This window comes from Janthinobacterium sp. EB271-G4-3-2 (genome assembly GCF_020858035.1).
Lineage (GTDB): Bacteria > Pseudomonadota > Gammaproteobacteria > Burkholderiales > Burkholderiaceae_D > Janthinobacterium > Janthinobacterium aestuarii.
On record NZ_JACYMG010000004.1, the window covers coordinates 427,902 to 442,721 of the forward strand.

The following is a 14,820-nucleotide window of genomic DNA, read 5'->3' on the forward strand; positions in this document are numbered from 1 at the left end:
AGAACACCATGTGGCAGGAATTTTTTCGCTTCGACTTGCGCTACCAATTGCGCCAGCCCTTGCTGTGGCTGATGACGGTGCCCCTGATGGCCGGCGCCTTTTTGACGGCAGGCAGCCCGACCTTCCGCCTCGGTGGCGGCATCGGCAATGTGCACCTGAACGCACCGGCCGTGATCGCCAACCAGCTTGGCGTGCTGAGCATGCTTGCCATGTTCCTGGTGGCCGTGTTCATCGCCGGCGCCGTGCTGCGCGACAGCGATGCCGGCATCGCCGACCTGCTGTACGCCACGCCGATGCGCAAGCGCGACTATCTGGGCGGGCGCTTCCTGGCCGGCCTGGCGGCTTGCCTGCTGGTCTTCGTGCTGGTGGTGCTGGCGATGATGCTCGGGTCGCTCACTTCCGCCGCCGACCCCGAGCGGCTCAACCCCGTCACGCCGCTGCCCTATCTGTGGAGCTTTGCCGTCTTTATCGTGCCCAATGTGCTGTTCGTCGCCGCGCTGCTGATGCTGCTGGCCGTGGCAGTGCGCTCGATGCTGCTCGTGTACGTGGGCGTGCTGGCGTTTTTCGTGTTGTGGGCCGCTTCCGGCCTGCTGGCAGGGCGTCCTGCGCTGGCCATGACGGCCGCCTTGCTGGACCCGTTCGGCGTGCGCACGCTGGCGCTGGCCACGCGCTATTTCACCAGCGCTGAAATGAATACGGCGCTGCCGCCGCTGGCCGGCCTGCTGCTGGCCAACCGCCTGCTGTGGAGCGTGCTGTCGCTGGCGCTGCTGGCGGCCACGATCTGGCTGTTCAAGCCGCAGCGCGCCGGTGCCGCCCGCGGCTGGTTCCGGCGCACCACCCGCGCGCAGCCGGCGTCAGTTGCCATCGCCGCGGCCGCCCCCGTGCTGCGCCCGGTCACGCCGCGGTTTGGCATGGCAACGGCATGGCGGCAGTTCTGGCATGTGCTGCGCTTTGACACGATGGGCGTGCTGAAAAGCGTGCCTTTTCTCGTCATGCTGCTGCTGGCGCTGGCCAACTTCATCGCCAATGTCAGCGTTGGCGGCTTGCGCTTTGACAGCGTGCCGTATCCGCTGACGCGCCTGATGCTGGTCGAACTGGCCGACAGCCTGAACTTCGTGCTGGCCATCGTCGTGATGTTCTACAGCGGCGAGCTGGTATGGCGCGACCGTCAGGCGAAGATCGCCGACCTGACCGATGCCTTGCCCGTGACGGGCTGGCTGCCGCTGCTGGCCAAGTGCGGCGCCTTGACCGCCGTGGTGGCCGTGTTCCTGGGCACCGGCGTGCTGGCCGCGCTGGCGGTGCAGCTGGTCCAGGGCGGCGTGCGCCCGGAACCGCTGCTGTACCTGCGGGGCACGCTGATGAACGGCGCCTGGTTCGTGCTGATGGCGCTGGCCATGCTGGCGCTGCAGGTCGTCGTCAACCAGAAATACGTCGCATATGCGCTCTCGCTGCTGCTGGTGATGCTCAAGCCGCTGCTGGCCGCGCTGGGCTTCGAGCATCCGCTGTACCGCTTTGCGTCGCTGCCGGAACTCGTGTACTCGGACTTGAACGGCTATGGCGGCCTGGTGGCCGGCTGGCTGTGGTTCGCGCTGTACTGGACGCTGGGCACGCTGGCGCTGCTGCTGGTGGCGCAGGCTTTTCGCCCGTCGGGCCGCGCCGCCCGCTGGCGCGTGCGCTGGCCGCAGGGCGTGCGGCGCCTGCGCGGCGCCAGCGGCTGGGCCCTGGCTCTGAGCCTGGCCGGCTTCGCCGCCAGCGGCAGCTGGATCGCCTATAACATGCACGTGCTGAACCGCTATCAGTCCGGCGCGCAGCTGCTCGATGCGCGCGCCGACCATGAACGGCGCTATCGCCAGTATCTGGCGATGCCGCAGCCCGGCATCACGTCCATTGCGGCCAACGTCGACCTGTATCCGGCGCAACGCAGCGCGGCGATACGCGGCCGCTATCGGCTGAAGAACCGTGGCGCTGCGCCGCTGCGCACGCTGTACCTGCAGATGGATACGGCGGCGCGGACCACCTGGCAGGCCTTGCCCGCGCACCGCGTGCTGGTCGACGATGAACGCCATGGCGTGCGCATCGTCGAACTGGCGCAGGCGCTGGCGCCGGGCGCGACGCTCGATCTCGCGTTTCTCGTGAACGTGCGCCAGCAGGGCTTTACGGCCAGCGGCCAGCCCGAGGGCGTGCGGCACAACGGCAGCTATTTCACCATCGAGCAGTACTTTCCGCACCTGGGCTATAACGCGGCACAGGACATCACGGACACTGGCGAGCGCCGGCAGCGTGGCCTGGGCGCGCCGCATGGCATGCCCAAGCTCGACGACCTGCAGGCGCGCTACAGCAATTACTGGAAGCAGTGGGGCATCGATGGCGACCTGGTCGACTTTCAGACCACCATTTCCACCAGCGCGGACCAGGTGGCGCTCGCCCCGGGCACGCTGGAGCGCAGCTGGGAAAAGGATGGCCGCCGCTATTTCAGCTACCGCATGGCGCAGCCGGCGCTGCCGTTCTTTGCCTTCCAGTCCGGCCGCTGGCAAGTGCAGCGCGCGCAGTGGCAGGACGTGGCGATCGAGGTCCATCACGATGCGAAGCACGCATGGAATACGGGCAGCATGATCGCCGGCGCGCAGCAGGCGCTGGCCTACAATACGGCGCACTTCGGCCCTTACCCGCACCGGCACTTGCGCATCGTCGAGTTCCCGCTGTACCAGCAGTATGCGCGCAGCTTTCCGGGCCTGATCCCGTTTTCGGAGTCGCTCGGTTTCATCAGCGACTTGCGCGATCCCGATGGCGTCGACCATGTGTTCTATGTCACGGCGCATGAAGTGGCGCACCAGTGGTGGGGCGACCAGCTGATCGCCGCCAACGTGCAGGGCAGCGGCATGCTGACGGAATCGCTGGCGGAGTATTCGGCGCTGATGGCGGTGGAGAAGCAGTTCGGCGCCGACAAGGTGCGGCGCATCCTGCGCTTCGACCTCGATGCCTACCTGGCCGGCCGTGGCCGGGAGCAGGGTCGGGAACTGCCTTTGTTCCGCAGCGAGGGCCAGGCGTATATCGAGTACCGCAAGGGCAGCCTGGCGTTCTACCGCCTGCGCGCCGAAATCGGCGAGGCGGCCTTGAACCGCGCCTTGAAAGCCTTCCTGGCGCAGCATCGCTATCGCAGCTCGCCCTATGCGACCAGCCGCGACCTGCTGTCCTTTATCCGCGCCGAAACGCCGGCGGCGCAGCAGCAATTGCTGACCGACCTGTTCGAGCGCGTCGTCCTGTACGACAACCGCCTGGCCGGCGCCAGCGCAGTGCGCCGGGCCGATGGCCGCTGGGACGTGACCTTGCAGGTGCAGCTGGCCAAACTGGAAGCCGACGGCAAGGGACGCGATGCGCCGCGCGTCTACGATGAACCGGTCGATCTGGCGGTGTATGCCGATGGCGCGCCGCAGCGCCTGCTGTATCGCGGCAAGCACCGCTTGCCCGGCGGCGCTGCGTCGGTGACGGTGACGGTCGATGCGCCACCGGGCGAAGCGGTGCTGGACCCGGAACAGCTGCTGATCGAGCGCAATGGGCTGGACAACCGCCGGCGCGTGCAGCTTACAGGCGGTTGAGCTGCCTGAAGACGATGGCGCGCCGGCGCGACATGCCCACGCGCAGGCCGCCGTGCAGGGTGAGCGTCATGCCGCCCGCTGGCGCTGGCGCGATACCCGTCACGCTGGCGAGGTTGACGATGCGGCTGCGGCTGACGCGCATGAATTTTCCCGCGTCCAGCCGCGCTTCGAGCTGCACCAGTGAGCGCAGCAGCAGCGGACGGTGGCTATCGAAATACACGCGCGTGTAATTGCCTTCCGATTCGAACAGCGCGATATCGTCGAGCGCCACGAACCAGCAACGCTCGCCGTCCTTGATGAAGACCTTGCCATCGGCGGCGATCGCCCCGGCTTCCTGCGGGACGGGACGGCGCTTCTCGAGCGCTTGCGCCAGGCGTGGCGGATCGATGGGTTTGAGCAGGTAATCGAGCGCGCTGACGTCAAAGGCGCGCAGCGCATAGCGGTCGTAGGCCGTGGTGAAGATCACGGCCGGCGCTTGCGCGAGCGCCGCCAGCAGATCGAAGCCGCTGCCATCGGGCATGTGCACGTCGAGAAAAATCAGGTCCGGCGCCAGCGCCGCGATCTGCTGCACGCCTTCCTCCACGTTGGCCGCTTCGCCGGCCACGCTGACCCATGGATGCTCGAGCAGCAGGCGGCGCAACTCGTCGCGCGCCAGCCGTTCATCGTCGATGATCATCACGCGCATGTCTTCACCCACGGTAGTGTGACGGTGGCGACGACCCAGCCGTCCTGTTCGGCCAGTCGGCAACTGGCGCCCGCGCCAAACAGCAGATGCAGGCGCTGGCCGGCATTGGTCAGGCCCACGCGCGTCGAGCCGCTGTCCTCTGCCAGCTTGCCCTGGTTCGCCACGCGCAACAGCACGGTGTCGCCGGCCCGGCGCGCCTCGATGCGCACCGCGCAGGGACCGGTGCTGCGTTCGACGCCATGCTTGATCGCGTTTTCGACCAAGGTTTGCAGCAGCATCGGCGGCAGCGCCACGGCGTCGAGGCCGGGGGCGATATCCTGGCTCAGTTGCAGCCGCTCTTCAAAGCGCAGCTTTTCCATGCCGAGATAGGCTTGCAGCGCGGCCAGTTCGGCATCGAGCCGCACCGTGTCGGACAAGCCCGTCTGGAGATTGTGGCGCATCATGGCGGCCAGCTGGTTCATGGCGCGCGCGGCCGCCTGCACGTCCTGGAACATCAGCGCGCGGATGCTGTTCATGCTGTTGAAGAAAAAATGGGGATTGACCTGCGCCTGCAAGGCGCGCAGTTCGGCGTCCTTGACATGGATTTCCAGCTGCAGCTTGTCGAACGCCAGCTGCGTGGCGTGGCGGCGCGCCAGCGCCAGGGTATAGAGCAGCGTCCACAGCGCGAACACGATAAACCAGATCACCGTCAGGATCGCCACGGTGGCCGGCAGTTCGGCGCGGTCCTGCAGCAGGGCGCCGTTGCGGAACAGCAGCTCGGCCAGCAGCACGGCGCCCGTTTGCAGCACGCTGAGCAGCAGCAGGCCGGCGGCGATGCGCGCCAGCGGCAATCTGTCTTGCGGGCCTCTGATCCAGCCATGGCGCCGCAGGTGGTTGCGCCAGCCGTGCGACAGGCCCAGGCCCGTCAGTGCGCAAAAGATCTTTGCCACCGAGAACCACAGCACCTGGTCTGTGTAGCCGCCGCCCCAGGAGGCGTACACGCCCAGCGCCGCCAGCGCGCCCCAGCCGGCGCACTGCGCGATCCAGTAGTCGCGCGGCGTGCGCACGGTCAGGCTTGTTGCAGCGGAATCGTGCCGAACGTCGTCGGCGTCGAGCACGGCTCCTCGTCGAAGGCGATGTCGCCCATGGGGTTGGCCACGCCGTCCGCCTTCAAGTCCTTGAAGCCGAACAGTTTCGGGTCCATCAGATGCGATGGCGCCACGTTCGACAGGGCCGAGAAGATGCTTTCCACGCGGCCGGGGAATTTCTTGTCCCAGTCGCGCATCAAGCCCTTGATCTGCTTGCGCTGCAGGTTTTCCTGCGAACCGCACAGGTCGCACGGAATGATGGGGAAGCCCTTGACTTCCGCATAGCGTTGCGTGTCTTCTTCCTTCACGTAGGCCATCGGGCGGATGACGATGTGCTTGCCGTCGTCCGATTGCAGCTTGGCCGGCATGCCCTTCAGTTTGCCGCCGAAGAACATGTTCAGGAAGAACGTTTCCAGGATGTCGTCGCGGTGGTGGCCCAGGGCGATCTTGTTGGCGCCCAGCTCGTCGGCCACGCGGTACAGGATGCCGCGGCGCAGACGCGAGCACAGCGAGCAAGTCGTCTTGCCTTCCGGGATCAAACGCTTGACGATGCTGTAGGTATCCTGGTTTTCGATGTGGAAAGCCACGCCCAGTTCCGTCAGGTAGGCGGGCAGGATCTCCGGCGGGAAATTCGGCTGCTTTTGATCCAGGTTGACGGCGACGATATCGAAGTGGATCGGCGCGCGTTCGCGCAAGGTCATCAAAATGTCCAGCAGCGCGTAGCTATCCTTGCCGCCCGACAGGCAGACCATCACCTTGTCGCCGTCTTCGATCATATTGAAGTCGCCGATGGCCTGGCCCACCAGGCGGCACAGGCGCTTGTGCAGCTTGTTGTTTTCCAGGGCGATCTTTTCCGCCTTCTTGCGCGCCAGTTTCTGCGCTTCCACGTTGGCCGGAATTTCCACGGCGGTTTCCATGACTGCGGTGTCGTTCATATTGCTCATACTTCATCCTTGATCTTGAATACTTCCACGCCCACGCCTTCGCAGTCGGGATACACGTCCGGTTTCATGCTCGACACGCGCGCGGCGCGCACGCGCGGGTGGGCCAGCATGGCGGCCAGCACGTCGTCGACCAGGCTCTCCTGCAGTTGCACGTGGCCTTGCGCCATGCGCTTGGCGATGGTTTCGCGCATGAAGTCGTAGTCGACCACTTCTTCCAGCTGGTCATCCTTCGGCGTCGACAGGGCCAGGGGAATGTACAGGTCGACGTTGATGAGGACGCGCTGCTCGCCCTTTTTCTCGAAGTCGTAGACGCCGATGTTGATGAGGACTTCGTAATTGCGCAGGAACAGCCGGCGGCAATCGGCCAGGCGAGGGTGGTACAGGGCGGACGACATAGTTTTACCTTTTAGGGAATGCTGGAATGCTGGTTGTTTGGTGCGGCTGCTGATTATTTGGTCAAAAACATGACGTCGCGCGGCAAACCGATCAGATGCTGGCCGCCATCGACCAGCAGGGTCGTGCCCGTCAGCGCGCGCGCGCCGGCCACGTAACAGACGCAGTCGGCCACATCCTCTGGCGTGCTGGAGCGTCCCAGCGGCGTGTTTTCATGCGCTTTGGCAAAGTTCGCTTCCGTCTGTTCGCCGGAGACCATGGTGATGCCGGGGGCAATGCCCACCACGCGCACTTTCGGCGCCAGCGCCTGGGCCAGCATGGTGGTCGCCGACAGCAGCGCCGCCTTGGACAGGGTGTACGACAAAAAATCAGGATTGAGATTGTACAGTTTTTGATCCAGCAAGTTGATGACCACGGCTTGCCCGCCGCTTGGGGTGGCCTGGTACAACGCTTGCGCCAGCAGGATGGGAGCGGCCAGGTTGGCGTGCATGTGGGCGTCGAGCGCGGTGAAGGAAAAATTGCCGGCATTGTCGTATTCAAACAACGATGCGTTGTTGACCACGCAAGTCACTGGCCCCAGCGCCGCCTGTGCCTGCGGCAACAGCTGGCGCACGGCCACTTCCTGCGCCAGGTCGCAGGGGAATGCTTGCGCGCGGCGGCCCAGCGCGATGATTTCCGCCACCAGGCTCTGCGCTTCCTCGCGCGAGTCGCGGTAATGGACGGCGATATCCCAGCCGTCGCGCGCCAGGCCCAGCGCGATGGCGCGGCCGATGCGGCGCGCCGCGCCCGTGACGAGGGCGACGCGGGGAGTGCTGTCGAAGGGCGTTGTCGTTGCTTCTGTCATGTCTTTGCTATGGTTGAGATATTCGGTGGACGCCACACTGGCGGCATGCGCCGCCGATTCGCTACAATGCGGGAATGTCTCTTCCCGCACCCGATAGCGACGCGCTGGCCGCGTCCCATGCCTTGCAGCACCAGATTGCCGCCGAAATCGCGCGCAATGACGGCGCCATTCCCTTTGTCCGCTTCATGGAGCTGGCGCTGTATGCGCCTGACCTCGGCTATTACAGCGGCGGCGCCGCCAAGCTGGGCAAAGATGGCGATTTTACAACCGCGCCGGAGATTTCGTCCCTGTTCGGCGCCACTCTGGCCCATGTGGCAGCCGCTATTATGGCGCAAACGGCCCCGCGCATCCTCGAATTCGGCGCCGGCACGGGCAAGCTGGCCCTGGACATCCTGACGGAAGCGGCGCAGGCCGGCATCGCGATCGAACAGTATGCGATCGTCGAATTGTCCGGCGAATTGCGCGCGCGCCAGGAGCTGGCGCTGGCCGCCTTCCCGCAAGTGGTGTGGCTCGACGGCTTTCCCGACAGTTTCGAAGGCGCCGTGTTCGGCAATGAAGTACTCGACGCCATGCCCGTCAACCTGATCAGCAAGACGCCGGCAGGCTGGTGCGAACTCGACGTCAGCATTGCCGACGGCCAGTTCGTGTTTGTCGAGCGCCCGGCCGGCGCCGACGTGGCCGCGCAGATCGCCGCCCAGGTGCCCGGCGCCGATGACTTGCCCGTCGGTTATGTCACGGAAATTCATGGCGTGGCCTGCGGCTTCATGCGCTCGCTGGCGCGCATGCTGACGAATGGCAAGGGCGGCGCGGCCGTGCTGTTCGATTACGGTTTTCCTGCGCACGAGTATTATCTGGACTTGCGCGCCACGGGCACCCTGATGTGCCATTACCGCCACCACGCCCACGCGGAACCGTTTTATCTGCCCGGCTTGCAGGACATCACGGCCCACGTGGACTTTACGGCCATGGCGGTGGCGGCGCAGGACGCTGGCCTCGACGTGCTCGCCTACATGAACCAGGCGTCCTTCCTGCTGGGCTCCGGTATCGGCGACTTGCTGCTGCGTACCGACCCGGAGCAGGTCAAAACGTACTTGCCGCAGGCCAGCGCCGTACAAAAGCTGGTGTCGCCGGCCGAGATGGGGGAATTGTTCAAGGTGCTGGCGGTGGGGCACCGCGTGGCGTTGCCGGAAGCGCTGTTGTCCAGCGACCGCAGTCACTGCCTGTAAGCGCCGGCAATATCAAGGCGGGGCAGTATCGCCCTGCAATTTCCTGTTCGCCGGTGGTTATTATCTTGTCATATCGTATATGATGACCGACACAGCACGGTTCCATCCTGCAAGAACCCGTCGCCGCGCACCGATTTCAAGATAGAACGATGGGAAAGATACATACACACTATGACAACCTGAAGGTGGCGCGCCTGGCGCCGCAGGAAGTCATACGTGCCGCGTACAAAGCCCTCAGCCAGAAATACCATCCAGACAAGAATCCCGGCGACGAAAAGGCCGCCCGCATCATGGCCATCCTCAACAGCGCCTATGGCACCTTGTCCGATCCACAACGCCGCAAGGAACATGACGAGTGGATCGCCGCCGAGGAGTGGGAAATCGAATGGCTGGAAAGCACCCGCCACGAAGAAGGCAAGACCCGCGATGGCCGTGCGAAAGGCCATGCCCAATCGCATGAGCACGCCTGGGCGCAGGATGTGCCGCCGCCGAAGGGCAAGCCGCGCAGCGCGGCGCCGCCCATCTGGCGCAACTGGCGCTGGTGGCTGAGTTTGCTTGTCTGCCTGCTGCTGGGCTGGCTGGGCGCCTTGCTGATGCTCGATACCTCGCAGCCCGTGCCTGCCGCGCTGGCCTCGGCCTGGAGCGGCCTGGCCCGCGATGGCGCCAAGGCGCATCCGGACACGGCAACGGCGGAGAGCGCAGCTACGCCGCCGGCAAAAAACGAGGCGGTGGCTATCGATAGCTGGGCCGTGGGCAAGCCGTATGCGGCCGAGCCCGCGCAAGCGAAGGCGCCCGAGATCCGCGTACTGGCCGTGGCGCAGCTGAGCCTGAAAGCCAGCCGGCCCGCCTGCGATGGCGCCAGCCAGGCCGAGTCGGCGGGGCTGGTGGCGCCGAATGGCGAGCCTTGGCCGGCGCGGTCCGGCTATGTCGATGGCTTCCCGATCGGTAACAAGGGTGACGAACTGAGCTTGACCATCGACAACAGCAGCAACACGGCGCCCGTCTTCGTCAAGCTGTATGACCAGGAGCGGCGCTCGAATGTGCGCTACCTGTACATCCTGGCCAATGACAAGCTGACGGTGGAGCAGCTCAGCGCGGGCAAGTACGAAGTGCGCTACCAGGCCGTCGGGCCCGGCCAGGACAATTGCGGCGGCGCCACGCGCAGCGGTGCCTCGATACCGGCACCGGCCGCGGGAGAGGACGGTACGCAGAATCCTGTTGTAAGCAGCATCTAATCTGATTATGCTTGATATGCGTCAACGCAGCGTCCACATCGAACTTATCCCTTAGGAGTATTCATGACCGACCTCAAAGCCGATGCAGATGATAACTGGCTGCTCGACGAAGATGAGCCGGTGGCCAGTCCCTCGGGGCTGGCCGCGCCCGACCAGCGCCTGTGGCGTGTGCTGATCGTCGATGACGACGTCGATGTGCATGCGGTCACGCGGCTGGCGCTGCGCAATGTCAGTTTCAAGGGCCGTGAACTGGAACTGTTTTCCGCCTACAGCGGCCGCGAAGGGTACGAGATCCTGCGCGACACGCCCGACATCGCGCTGGTGCTGCTCGACGTGGTGATGGAAACGGATGATGCGGGCCTGATCCTCGCCAAGCGCATCCGCGCCGACTTGAACAACTCCATCGTGCGCGTCGTGCTGCGCACGGGCCAGCCGGGCCAGGCGCCCGAGCAGCGCGTCATCATCGAATACGATATCAACGATTACAAGGCGAAGACGGAACTGACGACACAAAAGCTGTTTACCACCGTCATTTCGGCCCTGCGCGCCTACGAGAGCCTGATGATGCTCGAGCGCAGCCGCATCGGTCTGGGCAAGATCCTCGCTGGCGCCACCAATCTGTACCAGATCCATTCCCTGCGCGAATTCGCCTCCGGCGTGCTGAACCAGGTCAGCGCCATCCTCGACGTGGGCGCCGACGGCGTGCTGTGCCTGATGCAGGGCGGCGCCGGAAGGCCCGAGGTGGTGGCCGCCACGGGCACGTATGCCGTGCTGGCCGAGGCGGAAGCCATGCCGGCAGATCACGCGCTCACGCCCACCATCGACAAGGCGTTCGCGGAAAAGCGCAGCCAGTTCGAGCATCCGGCCAATGTGCTGTTCATCCATACGGAAGGCAACCGCGAGCTGGCCATCTCCGTTACGCCGCCATGGCCGCTGGCGCAGATCCAGCGCGACTTGCTGGAAGTATTTTGCCAGCGTATCGCCGCCGCCTTCGACAACCTGTACATGTTCGGCCAGCTGCGCAAGGCGCAGGAAGCGACCGTCGTGGCGCTGGCCGACCTGGCGGAATTTCGCGACAGCGACACGGGCGGCCACGTGCGGCGCGTGCAGCTCTTGTCCGACGCCATCGCCCAGCGCATGCAGCAGCGCGGCGTGTATGCCGACGAGCTCAGCCCGCAGCTGCTCGACATGATCGGCCTGGCCAGCATCCTGCACGACGTGGGCAAGGTGGCCACGCCGGACGCCGTGCTGCTCAAGCCGGGCCGGCATACGGACGAGGAGCGGGCGCAGATGCAGCTGCATGCCAGCGTCGGGCGCACCATCCTCGAGCGGGCCGCCAACATGGTCGACGGCATCAGCTACCTCACGTATGGCGCGCAGATCGCCGGTGGCCACCATGAACATTTCGACGGCGCCGGCTATCCGAACGGTTTGAAGGGGCGCGACATTCCCTTGGCCGCGCGCATCGTTGCCGTGGTCGACGTCTTCGATGCCTTGCTGCACGAGCGGCCCTACAAGGAGCCGTGGCCGTATCCGCAGGTGCGCGAATACATCGAACAGCGCAGCGGCAGCCAGTTCGATCCGGAAGTGGTGACGGCGCTGCTCGACCTGATCGACAACGAGCCGCAACTGTGGCATCCGGAGCGCGCCACCGCTTGAGCCGCGACTTCGTTGGCGCTTTTCGGCACGCCGCCATTCCCTTGCGCGCGGCGCCGTCATATACTCGGCAGCCTCATGCTGGCCGGCGCCACGCACCAGTGTGGCGCGCCGCGGAGTTTTCGGACATCACGACATGAAAGAACTCAAGGGCCTCAGCGCACTGATCATCGAGCCGCATCCGGGCATGCGCGCCAGCCTGCACAATATGCTCAACCTGTGCGGCCTGGCGAAGATCGACGACGCGGCCAGCTCGGGCCAGGCGATCCGCATGCTGGGCAGCAAATCGTATGATCTGATCCTGTGCGAATACGACCTCGACGGCGGGCAGGATGGCCAGCAGATGCTGGAAGACTTGCGCCACCACAAGTTGATGCATGCGTCGACCATGTTCTTCATGGTCACGGGCGAAGGCAGCTTCGCCAAGGTGGTCAGCGCCGTCGAGCTCTTGCCCACCGATTACATCCTCAAACCGTTCACCGCTGACAACATGCTCGAACGTATCGGCCGCGCATTGGACAAGCGCAATGCCTTCGTGCCCGTGTATGCACTGATCGACGTGGGCAACGAGCGCGCGGCGATTGCCGCCTGCGCCGAGGGCGCCAGCCTGTATCCGCGCTACGCCACGGATTTCCTGCGCCTGCGCGCGGAATTGCATTTGCTGCTGGGCGAGGCGGCTGACGCCGAGCCGATCTACGCGGGCCTGTACGAAGCCAAGTCCATCGGCTGGGCGCGCCTGGGACAGGCCAAGACGCAATTTCTGCTGGGCGAATACGAAGCGGCGCAGGGCACCCTGGAAGGACTGCTGGAAAACAACAAGCGTTTTCTCGACGCCTATGACTGGCTGGCGCGCACGCACTTGGCGCAAGGCAAGCCGGAACTGGCGCAGGCAGCCCTGAGCGAAGCGGTGGCCCTGTCGCCGCACGCCGTGCGCCGCTTGCGCCGCCTGGGTGAGGCGGCCCTGGCGGCCGACGATATCGAGATGGCGGAAAAATCCCTCAAATTGGTGGTCAGCAAGGCCAAGTATTCGGAATTCCGCGACCCGGAAGACCATGTGCGCCTCGTGCAGACCCTGGTGCGCAAAGGCGACCCGCTGCAGGCGGGCGCCGTGATCCGCGACCTCGACAAGTCGATGGGCGGGCAAAAGCATGCGGAACTGTGCAGCGCCCTGTGCAGCGCCATGCTGCATGCGCATACGGGCAACGAAGAGCGTCTGCAGCAATCGCTGGACGTAGCGCTGGCCGCCAACCGCCACAGCGTGGGCGGCTCAAACATGCTGAAAACCGAACTGGCGCGCCACTGCCTGGCGCACGGCCGCGAGGATGGCGCGGCCGAGGTGATGCGCGAAGTCATGCGCAACGCGCCCGACAGCGCCGCCATGACGCGCGCCATGGCCGTGTTCGAACAGGCGGGGCGCGAGGAGCTGGCCAAGGCGCTGGCGCGGCAAAGCCGCCAGGAGGTGGCCGACATGGTGGCGGCCGGCGCCGCCCGGGCGGGAGAGGGCGATTTCCGCGGCGCCGTTGATCTGATGGGCGAAGCCGTCACGCGCCTGCCCGATAATCCGCAAGTGGTCTTCAATGCGGCCGTGGCCGTGCTGAAATGCCTGGAGCACGAGGGCTGGGATGAGCGCATGGGCCAGCAGGCGCTGAGCTTTATCGCCGGCGTGCGCCGTTTGGACCCGCGCAACCCCAAATTGCCCGTGCTGTCGGGCCTGCATCAGCAGCTGTTGCGTAAATATAAGCCGCTGGGCAACTCCTGGATGCATCCGCCTGACGCAAGGTAAAAGGGGGAAATGCGGGGCGAATGACGGGAAAATGCGGCTTGCCGGCAGGGGCGATAAAAAAAATGCGAAAAAAGCTGACTTTTTCGCGCCAACCCTTGCACTTTCTCAAATCGGGAGCTTATAATCACGCCCCGAAGCAGCCAACTTCTTCTTTATACGCAAATGCAGCAGTCAGGCATCAGTAAATAAGGTTGACAGTTGTGAGTAGATGCTTCATACTCTGCGGTTCCCGCGGAGGGGTGGCCGAGTGGTTAAAGGCGACAGACTGTAAATCTGTTCTCTATGAGTACGCTGGTTCGAATCCAGCCCCCTCCACCAAGTTTTTGCAAGGAAAACTGGGTAGTAGCAAAAAGCAAGTGAAGAAAAGTGAACGATACCTCGCGGGTGTAGCTCAATGGTAGAGCAGAAGCCTTCCAAGCTTACGACGAGGGTTCGATTCCCTTCACCCGCTCCAGTTTCCGTTCAGATGCTTGATGCATCGCATGCAACAAATTACAGCCCTTGTAGCTCAGTGGTAGAGCACTCCCTTGGTAAGGGAGAGGCCACGTGTTCGATCCACGTCAAGGGCACCAGAATTCGCAGCAGGCAGCACAGAAGCAATTCAAACCAGACCGTCGGGCGTGTGCCTGAGCAATCTAATCAAATCATTAGGAGTTCAAAATGGCAAAAGGTAAATTCGAACGGACCAAGCCGCACGTCAACGTCGGCACCATCGGCCACGTCGACCACGGTAAAACCACGCTGACCGCTGCAATCGCAACGGTTCTGTCGAAGAAATTCGGCGGCGAAGCCAAGGCATACGACCAGATCGATGCGGCTCCAGAAGAAAAAGCGCGCGGTATCACGATTAACACCGCCCACGTCGAGTACGAAACGGAAACGCGTCACTACGCGCACGTTGACTGCCCAGGCCACGCCGATTACATCAAAAACATGATTACCGGTGCAGCCCAGATGGACGGCGCGATCCTGGTGTGCTCCGCAGCTGACGGCCCAATGCCACAGACCCGCGAACACATCCTGCTGGCCCGCCAAGTTGGCGTTCCATACATCATCGTGTTCCTGAACAAGTGCGACCTGGTCGACGATGCAGAGCTGCTGGAACTGGTTGAAATGGAAGTGCGCGAGCTGTTGTCGAAGTACGAATTCCCAGGCGACGACCTGCCTATCATCAAAGGTTCGGCACGTATGGCGCTGGAAGGCAAAGAAGGCGAAATGGGCGTTGACGCAGTGCTGCGTCTGGCCGATGCGCTGGATGCTTACATCCCAACGCCAGAGCGCGCTGTTGACGGTGCATTCCTGATGCCAGTGGAGGACGTGTTCTCGATCTCGGGTCGCGGTACCGTTGTGACCGGTCGTATCGAGCGCGGCATTGTCAAAGTCGGCGAAGA

General features: G+C 64.4%; 11 protein-coding genes and 3 tRNA genes. 9 read left to right on the plus strand and 5 right to left on the minus strand.

Annotation, left to right across the window (positions count from 1 at the left end; all coding sequences use genetic code 11):
• The first annotated feature begins 8 nt into the window (after positions 1-8).
• On the plus strand, positions 9-3,596 hold the full coding sequence (locus tag IGS55_RS12210) for an ABC transporter permease/M1 family aminopeptidase (protein WP_230518171.1): 3,588 nt from the start codon (positions 9-11) through the stop codon (positions 3,594-3,596).
• On the opposite strand, the gene IGS55_RS12215 is transcribed toward IGS55_RS12210, so the two are convergent.
• Genes IGS55_RS12215 through IGS55_RS12235 form a run of 5 tightly spaced genes read right to left on the minus strand, consistent with a single transcriptional unit; the run spans position 3,583 to position 7,529 of the window.
• Entirely contained in the window at positions 3,583-4,281 is a 699-nt protein-coding gene (locus IGS55_RS12215; protein ID WP_230518172.1) for a LytR/AlgR family response regulator transcription factor, read from the minus strand. The genes IGS55_RS12210 and IGS55_RS12215 overlap by 14 nt on opposite strands.
• Positions 4,272-5,378, minus strand: coding sequence for a sensor histidine kinase (locus IGS55_RS12220; protein WP_230518173.1), 1,107 nt, complete (start codon positions 5,376-5,378; stop codon positions 4,272-4,274). Before IGS55_RS12220 ends, IGS55_RS12215 begins: the two co-directional genes overlap by 10 nt.
• On the minus strand, positions 5,330-6,283 hold the full coding sequence (ttcA, locus tag IGS55_RS12225) for a tRNA 2-thiocytidine(32) synthetase TtcA (RefSeq protein WP_442908158.1): 954 nt from the start codon (positions 6,281-6,283) through the stop codon (positions 5,330-5,332). The genes IGS55_RS12220 and ttcA overlap by 49 nt, the downstream gene beginning before the upstream one ends.
• Positions 6,284-6,288: 5 nt before the next feature.
• Positions 6,289-6,687 carry a dihydroneopterin aldolase gene (locus IGS55_RS12230; protein WP_070304550.1) on the minus strand — a complete coding sequence of 133 codons (399 nt, stop codon included), beginning with the start codon at positions 6,685-6,687 and terminating at the stop codon, positions 6,289-6,291.
• Between the two features lie 53 nt (positions 6,688-6,740).
• Positions 6,741-7,529, minus strand: coding sequence for an SDR family oxidoreductase (locus tag IGS55_RS12235; RefSeq protein ID WP_230518174.1), 789 nt, complete (start codon positions 7,527-7,529; stop codon positions 6,741-6,743).
• A gap of 74 nt (positions 7,530-7,603) precedes the next feature.
• Here IGS55_RS12235 and IGS55_RS12240 point away from each other — a divergent pair, with 74 nt between their 5' ends.
• The 8 genes from IGS55_RS12240 to IGS55_RS12275 all read left to right on the plus strand — a co-directional run.
• Entirely contained in the window at positions 7,604-8,755 is a 1,152-nt protein-coding gene (locus IGS55_RS12240) for a class I SAM-dependent methyltransferase (protein WP_230518175.1), read from the plus strand.
• A 149-nt stretch (positions 8,756-8,904) separates the two neighbouring features.
• On the plus strand, positions 8,905-9,990 hold the full coding sequence (locus IGS55_RS12245) for a J domain-containing protein (RefSeq protein ID WP_230518176.1): 1,086 nt from the start codon (positions 8,905-8,907) through the stop codon (positions 9,988-9,990).
• Between the two features lie 63 nt (positions 9,991-10,053).
• A complete protein-coding gene (locus IGS55_RS12250) occupies positions 10,054-11,649 on the plus strand; it encodes a DUF3369 domain-containing protein (protein ID WP_230518177.1) in 1,596 nt (531 codons plus the stop codon).
• Between the two features lie 133 nt (positions 11,650-11,782).
• Positions 11,783-13,429, plus strand: a complete 1,647-nt coding sequence (locus IGS55_RS12255) for a tetratricopeptide repeat-containing response regulator (protein WP_230518178.1) — start codon at positions 11,783-11,785, stop codon at positions 13,427-13,429.
• A gap of 233 nt (positions 13,430-13,662) precedes the next feature.
• Positions 13,663-13,747, plus strand: a tRNA-Tyr gene (locus tag IGS55_RS12260).
• Positions 13,748-13,809: 62 nt separating this feature from the next.
• Positions 13,810-13,883, plus strand: a tRNA-Gly gene (locus IGS55_RS12265).
• Between the two features lie 43 nt (positions 13,884-13,926).
• Positions 13,927-14,001 (plus strand) — tRNA-Thr (locus IGS55_RS12270).
• 88 nt (positions 14,002-14,089) lie between these two features.
• Positions 14,090-14,820: elongation factor Tu (locus tag IGS55_RS12275; protein WP_230537204.1), on the plus strand; the 731-nt coding region annotated here is incomplete at its 3' end.

Excerpts from the sequence above, each read along its gene's own strand:
- IGS55_RS12210 (WP_230518171.1), top strand. The coding sequence starts at position 9 with ATGTGGCAGGAATTTTTTCGCTTCGACTTGCGCTACCAATTGCGCCAG.
- IGS55_RS12215 (WP_230518172.1), bottom strand. The coding sequence starts at position 4,281 with ATGCGCGTGATGATCATCGACGATGAACGGCTGGCGCGCGACGAGTTG.
- ttcA (WP_442908158.1), bottom strand. The coding sequence starts at position 6,283 with ATGAACGACACCGCAGTCATGGAAACCGCCGTGGAAATTCCGGCCAAC.
- IGS55_RS12230 (WP_070304550.1), bottom strand. The coding sequence starts at position 6,687 with ATGTCGTCCGCCCTGTACCACCCTCGCCTGGCCGATTGCCGCCGGCTG.
- IGS55_RS12235 (WP_230518174.1), bottom strand. The coding sequence starts at position 7,529 with ATGACAGAAGCAACGACAACGCCCTTCGACAGCACTCCCCGCGTCGCC.
- IGS55_RS12240 (WP_230518175.1), top strand. The coding sequence starts at position 7,604 with ATGTCTCTTCCCGCACCCGATAGCGACGCGCTGGCCGCGTCCCATGCC.
- IGS55_RS12245 (WP_230518176.1), top strand. The coding sequence starts at position 8,905 with ATGGGAAAGATACATACACACTATGACAACCTGAAGGTGGCGCGCCTG.
- IGS55_RS12250 (WP_230518177.1), top strand. The coding sequence starts at position 10,054 with ATGACCGACCTCAAAGCCGATGCAGATGATAACTGGCTGCTCGACGAA.
- IGS55_RS12255 (WP_230518178.1), top strand. The coding sequence starts at position 11,783 with ATGAAAGAACTCAAGGGCCTCAGCGCACTGATCATCGAGCCGCATCCG.